This is a genomic window from Staphylococcus sp. Marseille-Q5304, from assembly GCF_943737015.1.
Taxonomy (GTDB): domain Bacteria; phylum Bacillota; class Bacilli; order Staphylococcales; family Staphylococcaceae; genus Staphylococcus; species Staphylococcus hsinchuensis.
The window spans coordinates 1,138,160-1,158,927 of record NZ_CALSFP010000001.1 but is presented as its reverse complement, the minus strand read 5'-3'; the positions used below and the strand labels follow the sequence as shown (position 1 = coordinate 1,158,927).

Below are 20,768 nucleotides of genomic sequence, written 5' to 3'. Positions count from 1 at the left end.
TGTATAATGATTATGAAATTTGCAAGTAGAAAGGAAGTAATATAGATGAATAGAGAGAAAGATCAATTAGCGATTGATACAATAAGAGCTTTGAGTATCGATGCAGTTGAACAAGCGAATTCAGGGCATCCTGGACTTCCGATGGGCGCAGCTCCTATGGCATATACATTATGGACACGCCATTTAAACTTTAATCCACAATCTAAAGATTTCTTTAATAGAGATCGTTTTGTGTTATCAGCTGGGCATGGATCGGCTTTACTTTACAGTTTATTGCATGTTTCAGGAAGCTTAGAACTTGAAGAGCTTAAACAATTTAGACAATGGGGTTCTAAAACACCTGGACATCCTGAATATAAGCATACAGACGGTGTAGAAGTTACAACGGGTCCACTTGGACAAGGTTTCGCTATGTCTGTTGGTATGGCAATGGCTGAAAAACATTTAGCAGGTAAATTTAATAAAGAAGATGCAAATGTTGTAGATCATTATACTTATGTACTTGCTTCTGATGGGGATTTAATGGAAGGTATTTCTCATGAAGCTGCTTCATTAGCAGGTCATAGTCAGCTAGACAAATTAATTGTGCTATATGATTCAAATGATATTTCTTTAGATGGCGACTTAGATAAAGCATTTTCTGAAGATATTAAAGGTCGTTTTGAAGCATATGGTTGGGAACACATTTTAGTTGAAGATGGTAACGATATTGATGCGATAGATCAGGCGATTGAAAAAGCTAAAAAACAAAATGCACCAACAATGATTGAAATAAAAACAGTTATCGGCTTTGGTGCTCCTAACAAACAAGGTACACATGGGGTACATGGTGCACCTTTAGGTGAAGACGAAAGAAAATTAGCACTCGAACAATATGGTTTAGACCCTGAACAACGTTTTAATGTTCCAGATGAGGTTTATGAAATATTCCAGCAAACAATGTTAAAACGTGCTAATGAACAAGAAGATGATTGGGATAAACTTGTAGAACAATACAGTAAACAATATCCAGAACTTGCAGAAGAATTCAAATTAGCTATTAGTGGTAAATTACCTCAAAACTACAAAGATGAATTACCAGAATTTGAAGCAGGTCATAGTGGTGCTTCTCGTGCTGATTCAGGTGAAGTTATTCAAGCTTTAAGTAAATCAGTTCCATCATTCTTCGGTGGCTCAGCAGATTTAGCAGGTTCAAATAAATCTAACGTGAAAGAAGCAACTGACTTTGATAAAGATACACCAGAAGGTAAAAATATTTGGTTTGGTGTTCGTGAATTTGCGATGGGCGCAGCAGTAAATGGAATGGCTGCTCACGGTGGTTTACATCCTTATGCGGCTACATTCTTTGTTTTCAGTGACTATTTAAAACCTGCGCTTCGTTTATCATCAATTATGGGATTAAATTCAACATTTATCTTTACTCATGATTCAATTGCAGTAGGTGAAGATGGTCCAACTCATGAACCTATTGAACAATTAGCAGGTTTACGAGCAATTCCAAATATGAATGTTATCCGTCCAGCAGATGGTAATGAAACACGTGTTGCTTGGGAAGTTGCTCTCGAATCTGAAGGCACTCCGACATCTCTTGTCTTAACTAGACAAAATCTTACAACGATGGACTTATCTAAAGAAACAGTTGAAGAAGGTGTAAGAAAGGGCGCTTACACAGTATTTGAATCAAAACAAGAACCTGAATTCTTATTATTAGCGACAGGATCTGAAGTTAATTTAGCGATTGAAGCAGCTAAAGATCTTGAAGCTCAAGGAAAAGGTGTACGTGTTGTATCAATGCCAAACTGGCACGCATTTGATCAACAATCAGATGAATATAAAGAATCAGTCATTCCTTCTTCAATCACTAAACGTGTTGCAATTGAAATGGCATCACCATTAGGTTGGCATAAATACGTTGGAACAGAAGGTAAAGTGATTGGTATCGATGGATTTGGTGCAAGTGCTCCAGGCAATTTAGTCGTAGAAAAATACGGCTTTACTAAAGAAAATGTATTAAACCAAATTCAAACATTTTAATTAATATAAAATAAAACTTTAAATTAAGTTGAAAAACGGTCTGATATTTACTATCGGATCGTTTTTTTATACACAAATATTGGATAAATTTATATAATGTAATTAATAGAAAATATGTCACTAACAGAAAAGAGACAAAAGAAGTGACGAAAATACAAAAGTTAAAACTACAAACATTTTTCAATAATTTTATAAGTGCTATCAGTATTGTAATGATAATATACATTATATTTTTCATGTAGCTAAATAAATTTTTACTAAGGCAAAAAAATGGGATTGAGCGAACTTTTTTAAGTTCACTCAATCCCTTTATTCATAGACTATTTAGCCTTTTTAAATTGTGCATCTTGGTTTTTATTCATCATTGTCATCATTTGGTTGATTTTCTTTTGTGATGGTTTTTGACCCATTTGCATCATCATCATACGTAACATTTCTTCGTTAATTGGTGGGTTCTTTTTAAGATAATCCATCATGTATTTTCTAGCAAGGAAAAATCCACCGACCAATCCTAAAATAAGTGCTAAAACGATGATAATTATAGCGATCCATACTGGCATTGTTTCACCCACTTTCCTATCGATATGAATTTTACTAAAAGTTATACCTTTTTTCAAGGGTTAAACCAATCATATATACTGACCCCAAGTATTATATCAAGTTTAATTTCACTTTGTAAATAAATGAATTAGAACTCGACATTTAAAACTATAAATGGCCTAATGTATATTCATGAATAGAATTAAATATCTCTCGTAAATAAATTTAATTAATCATTAATTGAGTGTAAAATTAATCAGAATAATACAACTTATATAAATTTATTACATTTAGTTGACTATAATATTACAGAATGTTACATTTAGATTACAAAATAAGTGAAAGGGGAAACATGTTACATGTTTAAGAAAAATTTTGGTTTAATTGGAGCTAGTTTAGTTGCAGGAGCGATGTTACTTATTAATCAACCAGCACAAGCATCTACACAAGGTGAAAATGAATTACAAAATGATGCGTTACAACGTGTAGAAACAGAATTCCATTTAGACGGGAACGTAGATGTATTAGGTAAAGGTATGGTAGATAAAGGTGATTATTACTCAATTTCATTAGCTAATTCAGCTGGCGCTGGTGGTATGTATGAAATTAAAATTATGAAAAATACTGGTAAAGTTTATTATGGTGATACTACACCTGCAACATATGAAAGTGCAGGCTATTTAGATTTAAGTAAATACGATTTAGACTAGTTTGAAATAAAGTCCTTTTATAAAGATAAAAAAGTTATAAAATGTTGAGATTAATTTGCTGAAATAAGACTCGTCGTGGTTTAAAATCACGGCGAGCTTTTTTAATTTTAAATATTCAGAATAATTATTTTAAATCGGAGTATATATTTGATATAATAATTAACCATAAAGGAGGTAGTAATAAGTGAAAGACGCTTATACCATGCATGATAAAGAAGTTTTAGATCGTCTTGCAAACATGCATATTAATTTTTCTAATGAAGCCTCATTCAAGAAATATCATCAAGCCATGCAAATACATGACATGGATTATTTAAGAGACTTATTAAATGATGTATGCAATTCTAACGATGTAACGCAAACAATGTAAATATATAATAAAATCAATTTAGCCGAAATTTGATTTTGAGATTAAACCTTTCACAGTTCCTAGAAATTAGGTAGCTATGAAAGGTTTTCTTTTTAAATTAATCTATGAAAAATTTTAATTATATTAGAGTGAATTTGTGAGTAAATAGTGAAATAAAGTAAGTAGGTACTGACCTAAAAAGTGTAAAGTGATATACTAACAAAGTGATTTAACATATAGAAATTTAAAGAAGGTGTAGCATGCTCTATTTAGTCTTTTCGATTGTCTTTGCTTTTTTAATGGGGATTGGTGTCGTAATCATTCGTATGAAAGCACAGAAATTTCCAGTCAATGAAAAGAAAATTATTTTACCACCATTTTTTATGGCCACAGGTGCATTAATGTATGTAATTCCGTATTTTAGATTAACAGGTTTAGAAATTTTAGAATGTATTATCTTAGGATTTTTATTTTCTATTGTACTTATTTGGACTTCAAGATTTGAAACAGACGGTACAGAAATTTATATGAAACGCTCTAAAGCTTTTCCAATTATTTTAATTTCTTTATTAGTAATTCGAACTGTTATTAAAATCTTTGTCAGTAACCAAATTGAACCTGGCGAAGTTGCAGGTATGTTTTTCTTATTAGCATTTTGTATGATTGTACCTTGGAGATTAGCCATGCTTTATAAATTTAAAAAAGTAAAGAAATCATTAGTTAAATAATAAACAGCAGATGTAATGATGTATCTACCAGCCTTAAATGGCTGGTAGTTTTTTTGTTTAAACTCGATATAGTACTTGTAACGAGTAAGAAAATGTTATAAAATGAAATTAATACGAACAAACGTTCTATAAGAGGTGAAAAGATGAAGGTTATTCATACAGGTGATTGGCACTTAGGTAAGATACTTAATGGTAAATCTTTATTAGAAGACCAAGCGTATATTTTAGATCAATTTATAAATTCTATGCACAATGAGCAACCTGACGTAATTGTTATTGCGGGGGATTTGTACGACACGAGTTATCCAAATAAAGAAGCTATACAGTTGCTTGAAAAAACAATAAACAAATTAAATTTAGAAATGCATATTCCTTTAATCATTATTAGTGGTAATCATGATGGTAAAGAACGACTAGATTATGGTTCACGTTGGTTTGAAAGATCACAATTTTATATTCGTACGCGACTAGAAGATATGAATAAGCCTATCTCTATAAATGGTATTGATTTTTATACAATGCCATTTGCAACAATAAACGAAATTCAGGATTACTTTAGTGATGATTCGATAACAACACATCAACAAGCAGTAAGTAAATGCCTGAAATACATACAACAATCAATTAATAACGAAAATATTAATATATTAATTGGACATTTAACAGTGCAAGGCGGCATTAGGTCTGAATCAGAAAGACCTTTAACGATTGGCACTGTGGAATCCGTTGAAGAGGACACTTTTAACATGTTTGATAAAGTCATGTTAGGTCATTTACATCATCCATTTAGTATTAATTCTGATTTTATTAATTATAGTGGTTCTTTACTTCAATATTCTTTTTCAGAAGTTAACCAAGCGAAAGGTTATCGACGTGTTGAAATAGAGGAACATCAAATCAAAGATCAGTTTATACCATTAAAACCTAGGAGAGAACTGGAAGTTGTAGAAGGTGATTATGAAGATGCTATACATGAGCGACTTGCTATAAAAAATAAAGAAAATTATTTGCATTTTAAGTTAAAGCATATGTCTCATGTGACTGATCCAATGATGCACTTAAAGCAAATTTATAAAAATACTTTAGCATTAACAAACCAATCATTCGAATTTAATACTTCTATTTATCAATCAGATGAAGAAATTCAAAAGTTTGAAGACGAAACGATTATTAAAAAGTTTTATGAAGAAATAACGGATGAAACGTTAACGTCTGCTCAAAACGATAAATTAAACTATATATTAAATGACTTTCTTAATGGAGGTGACGCGTAAATGAAACCATTAGTTGTTAAATTAAAAAACTTTGGCCCTTTTTTAAATGAAACGATAGACTTTCGACAGTTACAAGAAAATCATTTGTTTTTAATTAGTGGAAAGACTGGATCAGGGAAAACAATGATTTTCGATGCTATTGTGTTTGCATTATTTGGTGAGGCCTCAACTAAAGATAGAAAAGAAGGAGAATTACGCAGTCATTTCGCAGATGGTAAATCACCAATGATAGTAGAATTCGAGTTTAAGATTAGAAATCAACAATTTAAAATCATTCGCCAAGGTGCTTTCCATAAAGAAGGAAATAAAAGCCCAACATTAGGTCAATTATCAATTTATGAATTGGTGGATAATCAATATAAATTGATAGAAAGCAAAATTAGTAGTGGAAAACGCTATCTAATTGATTTGTTAGGTGTTAACGTTGAACAATTTCGTCAGTTATTTATTTTGCCTCAAGGTGAATTCAAGAGATTTTTACTTTCTAAAAGTTCAGAGAAACAAGAGATATTAAGAACGTTATTTAATAGTCAACGATTCGTAGATATTCAAAATAAATTATCTGAGGACATTAATGAAGTAAAGTCCCATATCGAACAACAATATCAATTATTAGAATCAAATTGGCAAGAAATCAATACTTTTGATAATGAAATACTGAATGCGCATAAACAAATCACAGCTAGACAGACACAAAAAATACTAGAATTATTACCAGAATATACTGAAATAGGTCACTCAATTAAGAACGAATTAAAACAACAAAAAGACTTTCAAAGTAAAATGCTTAAAGATGCTGAAATTAAATTAGAAAAAAATTTAAAGTTAGAAGAGGCATTTAAAAATTTAAAAACTAAAAATGAAGAGTACGAAAAACTAATAACTGAAGAATCAGAGATAAAGACAAAAGAAAAATTAGTTAAAGAACTTAACGAAGTAAGACCTATTGCAACACTTGTTGATACCCAGCAAAAGTTATTAGACAAAACTGCAAAGACAACAACTGAATTAGAAGAAAAGCAAAATATTGTTATTGATATTTCGAAACAACTAGAAACGCATTCAATAGAATTAAATCAATATAAGACAAATAATGAGGAAATTGAGAAAAAAAGAGAATTTTTAAATCAGTGCAAATTATTTTATGAAAATGCTCAAAAATATCAAACATCATATCATAGCTTAAAACAATTAACTGAAACATATGATGAAATGGCGAATAAGTATCAGCAACAGCAAAATAAATTGAATGAGCAAAAAAATAAATTGAATAATAGGAAAGCAGATTATTCGAAAATTGAAAGTTTAAATGAAGAGATTTATAAATTGACTAGCCATATTAATGAATTAAAACAAATAGATAAAAGAAAAGAAGAACATCAACAATTAGCAGAAGAAACAATACAAATTGAAGAAAAATTAGAACAAAGTTTAAATGAAATCCAATTATTAAAAGATAAATATGCATCAATTGATAAATCTAATATTGATTTAAATAATAAACAAGAAATTATAGCCAATATACAATCTGCTATAGAAGTAGGTGAGCAATGTCCTATTTGTGGTCATGAAGTAACAGAAGTTGAACAACATGTTGATTTTGAAGACATATCGAAAAGACATCAAGAGATTGCAGAATTAGAAAATTTATTAAATCAACAACAAAATAAAAAAATTCAATACGAGAGTGAATTACGTATAAAAAGGGAGCAACTATCAAAGTTCGAAACAGATATCAAAACAGACACAAAAACTGATGACTTAGAAAATCAACTTCAAAATAAAGAAAATGAGAAACGGCAGTTAAATGAAGAAAATAAACAAGTCGAGCAACTCAAAGAGCATTTACAACAACTTAATCAAGCTGAACATGATTCACAATTGAAATTAAAAAATATCGATCATGAAATCAAACAAAACGAAATTACTATACAAGATTTTGAAAAAACAACACAATACCAAGACGTAACGTTATTTGTACAAAATTATAAGCACGAGTTGAAAACTGTACAAGACTATGACACGTCCTTATCTGAACTAGAGCGCACTGTGCAAAATTTAACTAACAAATTATCAATTGAACAGAACAATGTTCATTTTCTAAGTCAAAACGTTTCTGAAACAAAAGCAGAATTAAAACAAATGGATAACCAAATCAATTCAGAGATGAAAAAAATTGGCTTTGATTCTATTGATCAGATAAAAATCGTAATGGAACGTTTACCTGAAAAAGATAAATTGGAACGCACAATTGAACAATATAAGAAGAATAGACAGACGCTTGAAATAGAAATTGAGCAATTGAAAAAACAAACAGAAAATGAACAATTAGAAGATATTACTCAACTAAAATCACAACTACAAGAACAGCAACAATCATATGAACAAATTGCCTCACAACTCAGCCAACATGAATATAAAGTAGAATTTAATGAGACAAAAATAAAAATTATTAAACAAATGGTGGAAAAGTTAGAAGAAGATTTAAAAGAACAACAAGAGATATTCCAATTGTCAGAAGTATTATCAGGAAAGAATCCACAAAAGCTAACTTTAGAAAATTACGTTTTAATTCATTATTTACAACGTATACTTATTCAAGCTAATAAACGTTTAGCTATAATGTCAGGACAAAGATATCAGTTAGTTAGACGTCAACAAGTTTCTCAAGGTTACAGTGGGTTAGAAATTGATGTTTTTGATAATCATTCAAATCGTTCACGTCATATTACTTCATTATCAGGCGGTGAAACTTTCCAAGCTTCTTTAGCTTTAGCGCTTGGGCTAAGTGAAGTCGTCCAAGAGGAATCGGGAGGTATATCTCTTGATTCAATGTTTGTTGACGAAGGATTCGGTACTTTAGATCAAGAAACACTAGAGACAGCTTTAGATACATTAGTTGGTTTAAAATCAACAGGTAGAATGGTTGGCATCATATCTCATGTTAGCGAATTAAAACAACGTATCCCATTGATTTTAGAAGTAGAAACAAAGCAATATCATAGTACAACGCGTTTCAAAATGCAGTGATTTAATAATATTCCTTTATATAAAATAAAGAGAGTCTGAGACAAAAATAGGTGTCTCAGACTCTTTTCAACTTGGCAGTAGATGTCTGAATTGAAAATACGCTTAGATCAAGCTTTTTGCAATCCTAGACATCATTATTGGGGTGGGACTACGAAATCTCTATTAGAAAATTCGATTTCTGTGCCACTCCCGCTTTACCTCTAATTATTTTTCTCTCGTAATAAGTCACGAATTTCAGTTAACAACACTGTATTTTCGTCAATTTCTTCAGTTTCTTCTTCTTTTTTCATAATGGTACTAGCAATTTTTACGAAGATGAATAATGCAAAAGCAATAATGATAAAATCGATAATAGATTGCACAAACATCCCATATTTAATGCCCATAAATGACCAGCTTTTAGCAAAATTAACTGTACCAAATATTAATCCGATTAAAGGCATGATGATATATGTAACTAAAGCTGTCACTATTTTATTAAAGGCAGCCCCCATAACAACCGCAATTGCTAATTCTAATACATTACCTTTAAATGCAAACTCTTTGAATTCTTTAAACATACACTGATCCTTTCTTAACTAAAAAATATAAAATTGATTATACAACATATGAAATATTAAGAAAATAGTTTTTTTACCTAAATTTGATTATAATACTTCGGTTTGTTATTCTAATTAATGGTTAATCGAAAGTAGAATTGTTTAGTGTTTGCAATTTTTCTGCTTAGATTTTAAAAAATTTCATATGAATAAGAAAGGGAGTAATTAATTATGAATTCTTCTGATAAACAAGTAAGCGGTAAGAAGATATCTCCTGTTTTTATCTATAGTGCAATCGTTGTTGCGATTGTTGTTTTGATTGGTGCTTTTTTACCAACTCAATTCGACACAGTTACTAACAAGATTAAGCTATGGATTACTACTAACCTTGGATGGTATTACTTAATTCTTACTACGTTTATTGTATTCTTCTGTATTTTCCTAATCTTTAGCCCAATTGGAAAGCTGAAACTCGGTAAACCGAACGACAAGCCAGAGTTTAACACGATTTCATGGTTTGCAATGTTATTCAGTGCAGGTATGGGAATTGGACTTGTATTCTATGGCGCTGCAGAACCAATGTCAGACTTCGCAGCACCTCCAAGTGCAGATCCTAAAACTAAAGCGGCGTACACTGAAGCTTTACGTTCAACTTTCTTCCATTGGGGATTCCATGCATGGGCAATTTATGGTGTAGTAGCATTAGCACTTGCTTATGCACAATTTAGAAAGGGAGAACCAGGACTGATTTCAAGAACATTACGCCCTATTTTAGGTAATAAAGTAGAAGGTCCAATAGGGACAATCATTGATGTTTTAGCAGTATTTGCTACAGTCGTAGGTGTAGCCGTATCACTAGGTATGGGTGCATTACAAATCAATGGTGGACTAAACTACTTATTTGATATCCCAAACAATGTATGGGTACAAGCCATCATTATTTTAATTGTTACAATTTTATTCTTAATGAGTGCTTGGTCTGGTTTAAGTAAAGGTATTCAATATTTAAGTAACTTGAATATCAGCTTAGGTGCCATTTTAATGATTGCGGTATTAATTATCGGCCCTACAGTATTAATCTTAAACATGATGACAAGCTCAACAGGTAGTCTATTAAATTCATTTTTATTAAATACATTTGATACTGCCGCACAAAACCCTCAGAAACAAAAATGGATGTCTAGTTGGACATTATACTACTGGGGTTGGTGGTTAAGCTGGAGCCCATTCGTTGGTATTTTCATCGCACGTGTATCAAAAGGACGTTCAATTCGTGAGTTTATCGCAGGTGTTCTTTTAGTTCCAGCTCTCGTAAGTTTCATTTGGTTCAGTGTGTTTGGTGTACTTGGTATTGAATCAGGTAAAAAACACCCTAAATTATTTGAAATGACACCAGAAACTCAATTATTCGGGGTATTCCATCATTTACCTTTAGGCATGATTTTATCAATTATTGCCTTACTATTAATTGGTTCATTCTTTATTACTTCAGCCGATTCAGCTACGTTCGTATTAGGAATGCAAACAAGTTACGGATCATTAGAACCATCTAATGTTGTCAAAGTAACTTGGGGTATTGCTCAATCACTTATCGCATTCGTATTATTATTAGCTGGTGGCGGAGATGGTACTAAAGCATTAAACGCTATACAAAGTGCTGCGATTATCAGTGCCTTGCCGTTCTCCTTTGTAGTAATAATGATGATGATATCATTCTATAAAGATGCGAACCAAGAACGTAAATTCTTAGGCTTAACACTAACGCCGAATAAACATCGTTTACAAGATTACGTTCAACATCAACAAGATGATTATGAAGATGATATTATTGAAAGACGTAGTTCATTAAGAAATGCAGAAAAATACGAAGAACACTCAGAAAAATAATAACTTAATGAGACTGGGAAGATCCTAGATTCTAATAGAGAAATCCTAGAAGATTACTTTAATCTTCTAGGATTTTTTTATACCAATACTTAAAATAATCAAAAATCAAAATGTAAAAGTTCAGTTTCAAAGAAATTAAAGCAGCATCATTTATTATTTAACTGAAAATGATTATCAATTAATAATAATAACTTATTACACACATGATTAGTGATAAGTTTTTGTTATATGTACCTATTTAAAATTCAAATACAAAAATACATAGTTTCTTAGGTAATTCAGTTGTTTTAAACGTTATATAATTATACAATTTAGGTAACAACTTTATATTTTAAAAATTTTCAGGGGGAATATTATGGCTTCTAATATTAAGCAACAAGCTAAAAAGTCGTTCGACCTTAATGGTAAATCGTATACTTACTATGATTTAAAAACTTTAGAAGAACAAGGTTTGACTAAAATTTCTAAATTGCCATATTCAATCAGAGTTCTTTTAGAATCTGTGTTAAGACAAGAAGATGGCTTTGTAATTACTGATGAACATATTAAATCATTATCTAACTTTGCTGAGGGTTCTAAGGGCGAAGTACCATTCAAACCTTCACGAGTTATTTTACAAGACTTCACTGGTGTTCCAGCCGTAGTTGATTTAGCTTCATTACGTAAAGCTATGAACGACGTAGGTGGGGACTTAAACAAAATCAACCCAGAAGTACCAGTTGACTTAGTTATCGACCACTCTGTACAAGTTGATAGTTACGCAAACCCAGATGCATTAGAACGTAACATGAAATTAGAATTCGAAAGAAACTATGAACGTTACCAATTCTTAAACTGGGCTACAAAAGCATTTAATAACTATAGCGCTGTACCACCTGCAACAGGTATCGTACACCAAGTTAACTTAGAGTATTTAGCAAATGTTGTTCACGCACGTGAAGACGAAGGTGAAACAGTTGCTTTCCCAGATACACTTGTAGGTACTGACTCTCATACAACTATGATTAACGGTCTTGGTGTATTAGGTTGGGGTGTCGGCGGTATCGAAGCCGAAGCAGGTATGCTTGGACAACCTTCATATTTCCCAATTCCAGAAGTTATTGGTGTAAGATTAACTAACGCATTACCACAAGGTTCTACAGCTACTGACTTAGCATTACGCGTAACTCAAGAATTACGTAAAAAAGGCGTAGTTGGTAAATTTGTTGAATTCTTCGGTCCTGGTGTACAACACTTACCATTAGCTGACCGTGCAACAATTGCTAACATGGCTCCAGAATATGGTGCTACTTGTGGTTTCTTCCCAGTTGATGAAGAAGCATTAAAATATATGCGTTTAACAGGTCGTTCTGATGAACAAATCGATCTTGTAAAAACATACTTAACTGAAAATGATATGTTCTTTACTGTAGATAATGACGAACCAGAATATACTGACGTTGTTGATTTAGATTTATCTACTGTAGAAGCTTCATTATCAGGTCCAAAACGTCCACAAGATTTAATCTTCTTAAGTGATATGAAAGAAGAATTCGAAAAATCAGTTACAGCTCCAGCTGGTAACCAAGGACATGGATTAACAGAAGAAGAATTTGATAAGACTGCAGAAATCAAATTCAATGACGGTCATACTTCAACAATGAAAACAGGTGACATTGCGATTGCCGCAATTACGTCATGTACTAATACATCTAACCCATATGTAATGTTAGGTGCAGGATTAGTAGCGAAAAAAGCTGTAGAAAAAGGCTTAGAAGTACCTGATTTCGTAAAAACATCACTAGCACCTGGTTCAAAAGTTGTTACAGGTTACCTAAGAGATTCAGGTTTACAAACTTATTTAGATCAACTTGGATTTAACTTAGTTGGTTACGGTTGTACAACTTGTATCGGTAACTCAGGTCCATTGATGGAAGAAATTGAAAAAGCAATTGCTGACGAAGACTTACTTGTTACTTCAGTATTATCTGGTAACCGTAACTTCGAAGGTCGTATCCATCCATTAGTAAAAGCGAACTACTTAGCATCACCGCAATTAGTAGTAGCGTATGCTTTAGCGGGAACTGTAGATATCGACTTACAAAACGAACCATTAGGTAAAGGTAAAGACGGCGAAGATGTTTACCTTAAAGATATCTGGCCATCAATTAAAGAAGTTGCAGATACAGTTGATAATGCAGTTACACCACAATTATTCAAAGAAGAATATGAAACTGTATACAACAACAACGAAATGTGGAATGAAATCGATGTTACTGATCGTCCACTTTACGACTTTGATCCTGAATCTACTTACATCCAAAACCCAACATTCTTCCAAGATATGTCTAAAGAACCTGGCACTATCGAACCATTAAATGGTTTACGTGTAATGGGTAAATTCGGTGATTCAGTGACAACTGACCATATTTCTCCAGCAGGTGCGATTGGTAAAGATACACCAGCAGGTAAATATTTATTAGATCACAATGTACCTATTCGTCAGTTCAACTCTTATGGTTCACGTCGTGGTAACCATGAAGTAATGGTACGTGGTACATTTGCTAATATTCGTATTAAGAACCAATTAGCTCCAGGTACAGAAGGTGGATTTACTACTTACTGGCCAACTGGTGAACAAATGCCTATCTACGATGCAGCTATGAAATATAAAGAAGATGGCACTGGTTTAGTAGTACTAGCTGGTAACGATTACGGTATGGGTTCTTCTCGTGACTGGGCAGCTAAAGGTACAAACTTATTAGGTGTTAAAACAGTTATCGCTCAAAGCTATGAAAGAATTCACCGTTCAAACTTAGTTATGATGGGTGTATTACCATTACAATTTAAAGATGGCGAATCAGCAGATAGCTTAGGCCTTGACGGTACAGAAGAAATCTCAGTAGAAATTACTGAAGATGTGAAACCACATGACTTAATTAAAGTCCAAGCTAAGAAAGATAGTGGTGAAGTTGTAGAATTCGAAGCTATTGCTCGTTTCGATTCAAACGTTGAATTAGATTACTATCGTCACGGTGGTATCTTACAACTTGTTCTAAGAAAGAAATTAGCTAACTCATAAGATATATTTTGAAATTATATCTATAAATAAGGCTAGGGCAAACATTGTCCTAGCCTTTATTTTATTATGTGAGCGATAAAGTTTCTGTATTTTTCACGTTGTATGTTAATATTGCTAATAGCAAAGATGTTTGAAAAGAGGAATAAATGATGATTTACAGTATTACAGAAATTGAATCTCGTTATCAGGAAACGGATCAAATGGGGTTTATTTATCATGGTAACTATCCTACTTGGTTTGAAGTAGCTAGAACAGACTATATTTATAAATTAGGATTTAGTTATAAAGACATGGAAGATAGTGGCATTATTTCACCAGTAACAGATTTAGATATTAAGTATATTAAATCCATTACATATCCTGAAAAGGTCAAAATAAAAACATGGGTAGAAAAATATTCTCGTTTGAGATCCTGCTATCGCTATGAAATATATAATGAAGCAGGGGAGCTTGCTACAACAGGTTCAACGACGCTTACATGTATTAAGAAAAGTGATTTTAAACCTATTCGACTAGATAAATATTTCCCTGAATGGCATGAGAAATACCAGGAAATTGAAAAAAGAAACAAAGCAGGGGAAACTTACGAAGTAACAAAATAACTGTAAAATGAGGAGCTGGATAGAATCTTAAAAATTTAAGATTCTATCCAGCTCCTCTTTATATGATCAATTATATTTTCTTAAGATTTATTATTTAGTGCTATACGCAATTTCATCAATGGAATCATTTACATCTATATAAAGGTGATTGTCCTCGAAGTACCATAAGTCTTTCTCAGCAATAGCAATGTTCAACCCATTAAATTCATTCTCAAAACCAATTTCAATGTCTTCTCTTTTATCTACAGTGAATGCTGGGCTGAATCCTTGTTTTAACTGGAATTCGCCACCGTATCTTACGTAAAATAACAACACTTTACCTTCTTCTGGCAATTCTAATTCATCTTTGAACCATTTTACTGCTTCATCTGATAATTCTATATTCATGACGTTATACAGTCTCCTTTCGCTATAGTAGCGTAATATTTTTGAACACTTACTATATGAAATACATTATTTATATCCATACCCGTTATGAACTATTTTAACATTAAAATTGTGCACTTTTATAATAAGTCAATTCAACTTGATTATTAATAATAAAATAAATTTATCTTGTTTTTATAAAAGTAAAAGGCGTATAATTGATGTAAAGGAAAAGTTATAAAATAATTTTTGTATTATTAAGTGGTAAGTATTGAACTTAGATTGGTTAATAGTAACTTATTGGTTTTATGCCTGACCTTTAATTTATTTCTTATAGAGTACAAAAAAGCTGGAACAAATATATGTTCCAGCCATAATTAGATGCGTGCTCAATGCACTTTCTCTGTTAATATCTTTAAATTTATTTACATCCATTTGATCTTAGGCTCTTCACCTTTAAAGATTCTAACGATGTTTGTACGATGGCGTATGATTAATAACAATCCAACGCCAAAGCTAACGAGTACTAGAATATAGTCTCGAATTAATAATGCGCCAATGACACAGCAAATCGTTGCGGTAATACTAGATAGTGAAACGTATTTTGTTAAATATAGAATAATAAAGAATATACCTACAAGTATTAATAATAATATTGGATTAACACCGAATATTACGCCTGCACTTGTTGCAACTGCTTTACCACCTTTAAATCCTAAATATATAGGATAAACATGTCCCGCAATAGCGAATACACCAACAATAAGTCCGTTTGTAAAGAATGAACTAACTGGGCCATCTGCGTGTATAGGGAACCATAAAGGGAAGAATACTACAATAAAACCTTTAAACATATCTAGGAAAGTCACTAAAAATCCTGCCGGTTTACCTAGTACTCTGAAACTATTCGTTGCACCTGTATTTTTGCTCCCCAATTGTCTAATATCTTTTTTGTAAAATAATTTACCTACAACAAAGCCACTTGGAAAAGCACCAACGAGGTAACTGAGTATTAACATGACTGCAATCATCATATTTAATCACACATCCTTTAATGACATTAAATTCATTTTATCACATTTGAACGACGATATACGAATAAATTTCTCACATTTTATAGTTTAACTTAAATATTAATTTGATGCTTGCATTTTAGTAAGTTTTATATAAAAATAACTATTGTATGGTTTTAAAAACGAACGTACGTTTGTAGGAGGGCGAAACGATTGACAATGAATAAACAAAATAATTATTCGGATGATTCGATTCAAGTGCTTGAGGGGCTTGAAGCAGTTAGAAAACGACCAGGAATGTACATTGGATCTACCGATAAACGTGGTTTACATCACTTAGTGTATGAAATTGTCGATAATTCCGTCGATGAAGTATTAAATGGTTTCGGAAATGAAATTACAGTTAGTATTAATAAAGATGAAAGTATTACTATTGAAGATAATGGCCGTGGTATGCCAACGGGAATTCATGCTTCAGGAAAGCCAACTGTAGAAGTCATTTTCACTGTGCTTCATGCAGGTGGGAAATTCGGACAAGGTGGCTATAAAACATCAGGTGGATTGCATGGTGTAGGTGCTTCTGTAGTAAACGCATTAAGTTCATGGTTAGAAGTAGAAATCCATAGAGATGGTTATAAATATAGTCAACAATTTAAAAATGGAGGCGTACCTGCCTCAGGCTTAATTAAACAAGGAAAAACAAAACGTACCGGAACGAATGTAACATTTAAACCGGATGATGAAATTTTTAAAACTGCATCTGAATTTAATTATGAAACATTAAGTGAGCGCTTACAAGAATCAGCGTTTTTATTAAAGGATTTAAAAATTGTCTTACAAGATCACAGATCTGGGAAAGAGCGTAAAGATGTATTCCACTATGAAGATGGCATTAAAGCCTTCGTTGGTTATGTCAATGAAGGTAAAGAGGTTCTTCATGATGTTGCGAATTTTGTGGGGGAAGCAAACGGTATTGAAGTAGATGTTGCATTCCAATACAACGATCAATATTCTGAAAGTATTTTAAGTTTCGTAAATAATGTTCGAACAAAAGATGGTGGAACACATGAGTCAGGTTTTAAAACGGCTATGACACGTGTGTTTAATGATTATGCGCGACGCATTAATGAATTAAAAGAGAAAGATAAGAATTTAGATGGTAGCGACATTAGGGAAGGTTTAACAGCAATTATCTCTATTCGTGTTCCAGAGGAATTACTTCAATTTGAAGGACAAACGAAATCTAAATTAGGAACTTCAGAGGCAAGAAGTGCTGTAGATTCAGTCGTTGCTGAAAAATTACCTTATTACCTCGAAGAGAAAGGCCAGCTATCCAAATCACTCGTTAAAAAGGCAGTAAAAGCACAACAAGCGAGAGAAGCTGCACGTAAAGCACGTGAAGATGCTCGTTCAGGTAAGAAAAATAAACGTAAAGATACGTTATTATCTGGTAAGCTAACACCAGCGCAAAGTAAAAATACGGAGAAAAAAGAACTGTATTTAGTCGAAGGGGATTCAGCAGGTGGTTCTGCCAAATTAGGTAGAGATCGTAAATATCAAGCAATATTACCGTTACGTGGTAAAGTTATCAATACTGAAAAGGCTAAACTTGATGATATTTTCAAAAATGAAGAAATCAATACAATTATTCATACAATTGGTGCCGGTGTAGGACACGAATTTAAACTTGATGATAGTAATTATAATCGCATCATTATTATGACCGATGCTGATACGGATGGAGCTCACATCCAGGTATTACTTTTAACGTTCTTCTTTAAATATATGAAACCACTCGTTGAAGCCGGAAGAGTATTTATTGCGTTACCTCCTTTATACAAACTCGAAAAAGGTAAAGGTGCATCTAAAAAGATTGAATACGCATGGACAGATGAAGAACTAGAGAAATTACAAAAAGAACTTGGAAAAGGATTTTCATTACAACGTTACAAAGGTCTTGGTGAAATGAATGCAGACCAACTATGGGAAACAACGATGAATCCTGAAACTCGTACTTTAATAAGAGTCCAAGTTGAAGATGATTTGCGTTCATCTAAGCGTGTGACTACATTGATGGGTGATAAAGTTGCACCACGTCGTGAATGGATTGAACAACACGTTGAATTTGGTCTACAAGAAGATCAAAGTATTTTAGATAATCAAGCAGTGGAAATTTTAGAACAGGACAGTTCCGATGAGGAGGAAGTAAATTGAGTGAAATAATTCAAGATTTGTCGCTAGAGGATGTCATAGGCGACCGATTTGGTAGATATAGTAAATACATCATTCAAGAACGTGCACTACCTGATGTCCGTGATGGACTTAAACCTGTTCAACGACGCATTTTATACGCGATGTATTCAAGTGGGAATACGTATGATAAAGGTTTCCGAAAAAGTGCGAAATCTGTCGGTGATGTTATCGGACAGTATCACCCTCATGGTGACACATCTGTTTATGATGCAATGGTACGTCTTAGTCAAGACTGGAAACTACGTCATGTATTAATTGAAATGCAAGGTAACAATGGTAGTATTGATAACGATCCAGCTGCAGCGATGCGTTATACTGAAGCTAAATTAAGTAAAATTTCTGCTGAACTGCTAAGAGATATTAATAAAGATACTGTACCATTTATGCCTAACTATGATGATACGACAACTGAACCTATGGTATTACCTGCGAGACTACCTCAGTTATTAATTAATGGTAGTACAGGAATTTCTTCTGGGTATGCGACAGATATTCCACCACATAACTTAGCTGAAGTTATTCAAGCGACGTTAAAATATATTGATAACCCTGACATTACTGTTAATCAATTAATGAAATATGTGAAGGGACCAGACTTTCCAACTGGTGGTATTATTCAAGGTGTAAATGGAATTAAGAAAGCGTATGAAACTGGTAAAGGTAAGATTATCGTACGTTCTAAAGTTGATGTTGAAACATTACGAAATGGTAGAAAAGAATTAGTAGTGACTGAAGTTCCGTATGAAGTTAATAAAAGTTCCCTTGTTAAAAAGATTGATGAGCTCCGTGCGGATAAAAAAGTTGATGGCATTGTTGAAGTACGAGATGAAACCGATCGCACAGGGTTACGTATCGCTATTGAATTGAAAAAAGATGTAAATAGTGAATCCGTAGCAAATTACTTGTATAAAAATACTGATTTACAAGTAGCATATAACTTTAATATGGTTGCGATTAGTGACGGACGACCAAAATTAATGGGTATTCGTGAAATCATCGATAGTTATTTAAATCATCAAATTGATGTTGTTACAAGACGTACTCGTCATGAACTAGATCAAGCTGAGAGTAGAATGCACATCGTTGAAGGTTTAATGAAAGCTTTATCTGTACTTGACGAAGTGATTCACATTATTAGAAATTCAAAAAATAAACAAGATGCTAAAGTCAATTTAGTTGATGAATTTGATTTTACAGACGCACAAGCTGAAGCGATTGTAACGTTACAATTATACCGTTTAACAAATACGGATATTGTTCAACTAAGAGAAGAACATGATGAACTAAAGGCATTAATAGATAAACTTAGAAATATTTTAGATAATCATGACGCATTATTAAATGTTATCAAAGAAGAACTTTCTGATATTAGAAAGCGTTTTAAACAAGACAGACTTTCAACAATTGAAGCTGAAATTGAAGAAATTAAAATCGATAAAGAAGTTATGGTTCCTAGTGAAAACGTAATCGTGAGTATGACAAATCATGGTTATATTAAACGTACTTCTTTACGCAGTTACAATGCCAGTGGTGTTGAAGAGGTAGGTGTTAAATCTGGTGATGCATTGTTTAGACATGCGGAAGTGAACACACTAGATACTGTGTTAATATTTACGAATAAAGGACGTTATTTGTTTATTCCTGTGCATAAATTGGCTGAAGTAAAATGGAAAGAGTTAGGTCAACACGTTTCACAAATCGTTTCAATAGACGAGGACGAATACGTCATTGATATGCAGTTTGAACGTCAATTTGAGACAGATGCATATTATATCCTTGCGACACGTAATGGCATGATTAAGAAAAGCAATGTCTCAATGTTTAAAACATCACGTTTTAATAAACCACTTATTGCAATGAAATTAAAGCAAGGTGATGAATTGCTCAATGTAATGCGTATCGATTCATCACAATTGATTACAGTGCTCACGAACAAAGGTATGTCACTCACATATATGAGCGATGAATTGTCTGATACTGGATTAAGAGCGGCTGGTGTTAAATCTATTAATTTAAAGGATGGCGACCATGTAGTGATGACACAATTAGTAGAAGAGGGACAAACTATTTTAATGGCGACACAACGCGGTGCGCTGAAACGTATAAGTTTTAAAGTATTACAAGTCGCTAAACGTGCCCAACGTGGTATTACGTTATTGAAAGAGTTAAAGAAAGCGCCTCATAGAATTGTTGCGGCTGAAGTTGTTACTCCTGAGCATACGCAGTATACACTTTACTCTAAAGATCAACAAGAAACAGGCGAAATTAATAGCATTCATCTTTCTGAACAATACACGAATGGTAGCTTTGTTGTAGATATAAATGAATTTGGAGAAGTTGAACAATTAACCGTAAAATAGTTGCTTTTAAAAATTAATTAGT

General features: G+C 32.6%; 15 protein-coding genes. 11 read left to right on the top strand and 4 right to left on the bottom strand.

Annotation, left to right across the window (positions count from 1 at the left end; all coding sequences use genetic code 11):
* Nucleotides 1-45: 45 nt before the first annotated feature.
* A complete protein-coding gene (gene tkt, locus NGI30_RS05825) occupies nt 46-2,034 on the top strand; it encodes a transketolase (protein WP_251943000.1) in 1,989 nt (662 codons plus the stop codon).
* A gap of 320 nt (nt 2,035-2,354) precedes the next feature.
* Here tkt and NGI30_RS05820 read toward each other — a convergent pair whose 3' ends face one another.
* Nucleotides 2,355-2,594: a YneF family protein gene (locus NGI30_RS05820; RefSeq protein WP_251516754.1), complete on the bottom strand. Its 240-nt coding sequence runs from the start codon at nt 2,592-2,594 to the stop codon at nt 2,355-2,357.
* A gap of 339 nt (nt 2,595-2,933) precedes the next feature.
* Between NGI30_RS05820 and NGI30_RS05815 the strand changes: the two genes are divergently transcribed.
* The 5 genes from NGI30_RS05815 (at nt 2,934) to sbcC (ending at nt 8,665) form a co-directional block, all read left to right on the top strand.
* Nucleotides 2,934-3,284, top strand: a complete 351-nt coding sequence (locus NGI30_RS05815; protein ID WP_251942997.1) for a hypothetical protein — start codon at nt 2,934-2,936, stop codon at nt 3,282-3,284.
* A gap of 184 nt (nt 3,285-3,468) precedes the next feature.
* Complete coding sequence (locus NGI30_RS05810; protein ID WP_251516758.1) at nt 3,469-3,654, top strand: hypothetical protein; 186 nt, start codon at nt 3,469-3,471, stop codon at nt 3,652-3,654.
* Between the two features lie 239 nt (nt 3,655-3,893).
* Nucleotides 3,894-4,361, top strand: a complete 468-nt coding sequence (locus NGI30_RS05805; protein WP_251516760.1) for a CcdC family protein — start codon at nt 3,894-3,896, stop codon at nt 4,359-4,361.
* Between the two features lie 143 nt (nt 4,362-4,504).
* A complete protein-coding gene (gene sbcD / locus NGI30_RS05800) occupies nt 4,505-5,635 on the top strand; it encodes an exonuclease subunit SbcD (protein WP_251516762.1) in 1,131 nt (376 codons plus the stop codon).
* Entirely contained in the window at nt 5,636-8,665 is a 3,030-nt protein-coding gene (gene sbcC / locus NGI30_RS05795; RefSeq protein ID WP_251942996.1) for an exonuclease subunit SbcC, read from the top strand. It abuts the gene before it with no gap.
* 200 nt (nt 8,666-8,865) lie between these two features.
* On the opposite strand, the gene mscL is transcribed toward sbcC, so the two are convergent.
* Nucleotides 8,866-9,225, bottom strand: coding sequence for a large conductance mechanosensitive channel protein MscL (mscL, locus tag NGI30_RS05790; RefSeq protein WP_251516766.1), 360 nt, complete (start codon nt 9,223-9,225; stop codon nt 8,866-8,868).
* A gap of 210 nt (nt 9,226-9,435) precedes the next feature.
* Here mscL and NGI30_RS05785 point away from each other — a divergent pair, with 210 nt between their 5' ends.
* From NGI30_RS05785 to menI, 3 genes are all read left to right on the top strand, one after another.
* A complete protein-coding gene (locus tag NGI30_RS05785; protein WP_251516768.1) occupies nt 9,436-11,091 on the top strand; it encodes a glycine betaine uptake BCCT transporter in 1,656 nt (551 codons plus the stop codon).
* A 355-nt stretch (nt 11,092-11,446) separates the two neighbouring features.
* Entirely contained in the window at nt 11,447-14,152 is a 2,706-nt protein-coding gene (gene acnA, locus NGI30_RS05780) for an aconitate hydratase AcnA (RefSeq protein ID WP_251942994.1), read from the top strand.
* A 149-nt stretch (nt 14,153-14,301) separates the two neighbouring features.
* Nucleotides 14,302-14,754, top strand: a complete 453-nt coding sequence (gene menI, locus NGI30_RS05775) for a 1,4-dihydroxy-2-naphthoyl-CoA hydrolase MenI (RefSeq protein WP_251519025.1) — start codon at nt 14,302-14,304, stop codon at nt 14,752-14,754.
* A gap of 90 nt (nt 14,755-14,844) precedes the next feature.
* Here the strand turns inward: menI and NGI30_RS05770 are convergent, their stop codons facing one another.
* Nucleotides 14,845-15,141 (bottom strand): HesB/YadR/YfhF family protein, encoded by a 297-nt coding sequence (locus NGI30_RS05770; RefSeq protein WP_251942991.1) that lies wholly within the window; start codon nt 15,139-15,141, stop codon nt 14,845-14,847.
* 404 nt (nt 15,142-15,545) lie between these two features.
* Nucleotides 15,546-16,154 (bottom strand): glycerol-3-phosphate 1-O-acyltransferase PlsY, encoded by a 609-nt coding sequence (plsY, locus tag NGI30_RS05765; protein WP_251516774.1) that lies wholly within the window; start codon nt 16,152-16,154, stop codon nt 15,546-15,548.
* Between the two features lie 198 nt (nt 16,155-16,352).
* On the opposite strand from plsY, the gene parE reads away from it, so the two are divergent.
* Nucleotides 16,353-18,347, top strand: coding sequence for a DNA topoisomerase IV subunit B (gene parE / locus NGI30_RS05760; protein WP_251519027.1), 1,995 nt, complete (start codon nt 16,353-16,355; stop codon nt 18,345-18,347).
* Nucleotides 18,344-20,746 carry a DNA topoisomerase IV subunit A gene (gene parC / locus NGI30_RS05755; RefSeq protein WP_251516776.1) on the top strand — a complete coding sequence of 801 codons (2,403 nt, stop codon included), beginning with the start codon at nt 18,344-18,346 and terminating at the stop codon, nt 20,744-20,746. The genes parE and parC overlap by 4 nt, the downstream gene beginning before the upstream one ends.
* Nucleotides 20,747-20,768: the final 22 nt, after the last annotated feature.